The sequence below is a fragment of the Pseudomonas sp. AGC41 genome, assembly GCF_057334555.1.
Window position 1 is genome coordinate 22,399 of sequence record NZ_JBHFJB010000090.1, and the last position, 3,104, is coordinate 25,502.

Sequence of the window (3,104 nt, forward strand, 5' to 3'; positions counted from 1 at the left end):
CCCCCGCCACGGGTTAAGCGTCAGTCCTTGCCGCGCAACATGCTGGCCAACACCTCATCCCGGCGCACCCACCCATGGAACAGCGCTGCCGCCAGATGCACCAGCACGGTTAGGAACAACAGATAGGCCAGGTAGCCATGGGCCTTGCGCAGCCATGCGAAAGTCTGGGCATCCGCTGGCAGGATGGAGGGCAACCGCAGCGATTCGCTGAGCATCACCGGGTCGCCCGCTGCCGAAATCATGCTCCAGCCCAACAGCGGCAGGATCAGCATCAAGGCATACAGCAAGACATGCGAGGCCTTGGCCGCCAATACCTGCCACCCCGGCAGATCGGCTGGCAGCGGCGGCGTACGGCGGGTGAAGCGCACCACCAGGCGCACGATCACCAGCAACAGAATCGCGATGCCCAGAGGTTTGTGCAGCTGGAGCAACCATTCGTGGCGCTCGGACACCGAGGCGACCATGCCTGCGCCGATAAACAGCATGGCGATGATCATCAGGGCCATCAGCCAATGCAGCAGCCGAGCCAGCGGTGCGAAGTGTCGAGGGGCGTTCATTGACGGGACTCCTGGGTAGCAGGCAGTTGGCTGACTTCGCTGGTGCGCCGCAGATAGGAACTGGCATAGGCTGCCGAGCGGGCGGCCAGCAGCGGATCATCCGAGCCTTCGATGCCACTGGGCAGGATCAGCGGGTCATAGTTGATGTCGCGGCAATCCCCGTTGTCCTGCGCCTGGGCGCGCTCCAGTACCAGGGTACCGGCGTTGAGCACCTTGCGGTCGCCGGGCCAGGCCTTGCTGGCGTCGTTGACCGGGTCGCCCGGATTGGCCAGGGTGATGTTCAGCTGCCAGCGCAGCGGCCCGGCAGCCAGGCGTTTCGTCAGGTCCTGCTCCAGGAAATCAGCGCCTTGGGGCGGCGTGGCCTGCGCAGTGTCCTGGCTCGTCGGCACCACACCCCAGCGCACTGCCTGGCGCTGCCCCGCAGGGCTGACCAGATAGAACGCGTTAATCCCGTTATAAGTTTCGGTGGCATAGCTGGCCGAGGGTTTTGCGGTCTTGATCCATTGCAGGAACGGCATCGCCTCGGGATGCGCGGCAAAAAACGCCGGCACCGCCGCCGGGTTCGGTTTACCCGTGGCCGGATCCGGCGACTGGGCCTGTTGCAGCTGGAAGAACGCCTCGGGCGTCCCCACCGGGAAAACCGGCATGCTGTTCATACCCGTGCGCCATTGCTGGCCATCGGACTGGGTAAAACGCAACGCCAGGCTACGGATCGGCACACTGCCATCGGGTGCGTAGGGGTTGCCGCTGGGCAGTGCAAAACGGCCGACCACCGGCGTCCGCGCATCGTTGAACACCTGCGCGCTGGAGTAGGCCCGCGCCTCGCCGCTGTTGTCAAAATAGCCGGCAACGCAGACGCCTTTGGAGTGATTGCGCCGAAAACCCGGATGAACCCCGTTATTGGTTTCCAGCACATTAACCAACGCCTTGGGCGTCAGTCGGTGCGGGTCCAGGGTACCGTTTACATAAGCGAATGCCGCGGCCAGCGCGGCAACGACCGCGGCGATGCCGGTCAGGCGCAACGCCAGGCTGGCAGCGCTCAACGGCGGCCGACTCGATTCAGAAGAAGGGTCAACCATTTGCAGACTCCAGGGCACACGGCCATCTGTGGAAAGGACCTGTCAGACGAAAGCCCGACGGGTTTATTCCCACGTCGCATATTTATTTTTCCTGCACTGGAATAATCTCGTTCGCGGGTCGTCTTTCCAGTCCCGACTCAGCGATTGCCCAACGAAGCCGCCCGCCCATGAACGAACTCGACGACCAGTTGCGCCTGCTCATCCCACGGCTACGACGTTTCGCCGTGTCGCTGACCCGCAACCCGAGCAATGCCGATGACCTGGTGCAGGCGTGCCTGGAACGGGCCTTGTCGAAATGGGACGACAAGCGCCCGGACGGCGATTTGCGGGCCTGGCTGTTTTCGATTCTCTACCGGCAGTTCCTCGACGCCCATCGCCGCTCCCGACGTTATGCGCGGATGCTGGAATTGTTTACCGGCCGCGACGATGCGCACCCTTCGGCCGAACGCAGTGTCATCGCCCAATCGTCGCTCCAGGCTTTCGACCAACTGCCCACCGAGCAGCGCGCGCTGCTGTTATGGGTCTCGGTGGAAGGCTTGAGCTACCAGCAAGTTGCCGACATCCTGGACGTGCCGACGGGCACCGTGATGTCGCGTCTGTCCCGCGCGCGCCAAGCGTTGCGTCAACTCAGCGAAGGCGAAATCGCCCGCCCTGCCCTGCGGATACTCAAATGATCAGCATGCCTCCCAGCGACAGCGACCTGCACGCCTATGTCGATCGCCAGCTCAGCGACGACGAGCAACGCCAGATGCAGATCTACCTCGACAGCCATCCCGATGTCACCGCGCGGGTCCGCGGATGGCAGCAAGACACCCAACAATTGCGCGCGGCCATGAGCGCCGCCCTGCAGCAATCGCCCAACCCTGGCCTGGATCCGGCGATCATCCGGCAACGTCTCCGACATCGGACCCGACGCCAGCTGGCCAGCGTGGCGGTGCTGGTGCTTGCGGTCGGGGTCGGTGGAATCGGCGGATGGCAGGCACGGCAGATGACCCTGCTCAGCGCCGCAGCGCCCATGGCTGATGCACTACAGGCCTATCGGTTGATTGCTCAGCAGGGCGTCCTGCCAGCTGACTACCAGAGCGGCGATGAACAGGATATGCAAGGCTGGCTCGACCGCTACTTCACCCGGGCTGATCGCCTGCCGGATCTCTCGGCAGCGGGCTTCAGGCCGGTCAGTGGCCGTTTGCTCAGTACCGACCAAGGCGCGGCAGCGATGGTGCTCTATCAGGACGCCAGCGGCCAGAAGATCAGCTTCTACGTGCGCCCACCTGGCCCGAAAAACTACCTGCTGCCCCGTGGCAGCCGGCGTGACGGCGAGTTGCAGGCCGAATACTGGTCCGGGCCGGGATACAACTATGCGATGGTCATCCCGAGCGATATGCCGACGGCGCAGCAGCTCAAGCAAACCCTGAACTTCTGATTGCCATTGTCGCCTGCGGGCCCCCTGTGGCCCCCTTGTGGGGGG

At 64.1% G+C, this 3,104-nt stretch carries 4 protein-coding genes; 2 read left to right on the forward strand and 2 right to left on the reverse strand.

Annotation, left to right across the window (positions count from 1 at the left end; genetic code table 11):
• Positions 1-20 precede the first annotated feature (20 nt).
• Positions 21-557, reverse strand: a complete 537-nt coding sequence (locus tag ACE04F_RS16540) for a cytochrome b (protein WP_486108334.1) — start codon at positions 555-557, stop codon at positions 21-23.
• Positions 554-1,636, reverse strand: coding sequence for a catalase family peroxidase (locus tag ACE04F_RS16545; protein ID WP_486108336.1), 1,083 nt, complete (start codon positions 1,634-1,636; stop codon positions 554-556). Before ACE04F_RS16545 ends, ACE04F_RS16540 begins: the two co-directional genes overlap by 4 nt.
• 167 nt (positions 1,637-1,803) lie before the next feature.
• Here ACE04F_RS16545 and ACE04F_RS16550 point away from each other — a divergent pair, with 167 nt between their 5' ends.
• Positions 1,804-2,310, forward strand: a complete 507-nt coding sequence (locus tag ACE04F_RS16550; protein WP_486108338.1) for a sigma-70 family RNA polymerase sigma factor — start codon at positions 1,804-1,806, stop codon at positions 2,308-2,310.
• Positions 2,307-3,059, forward strand: a complete 753-nt coding sequence (locus tag ACE04F_RS16555) for an anti-sigma factor family protein (protein WP_486108340.1) — start codon at positions 2,307-2,309, stop codon at positions 3,057-3,059. The genes ACE04F_RS16550 and ACE04F_RS16555 overlap by 4 nt, the downstream gene beginning before the upstream one ends.
• Positions 3,060-3,104: the final 45 nt, after the last annotated feature.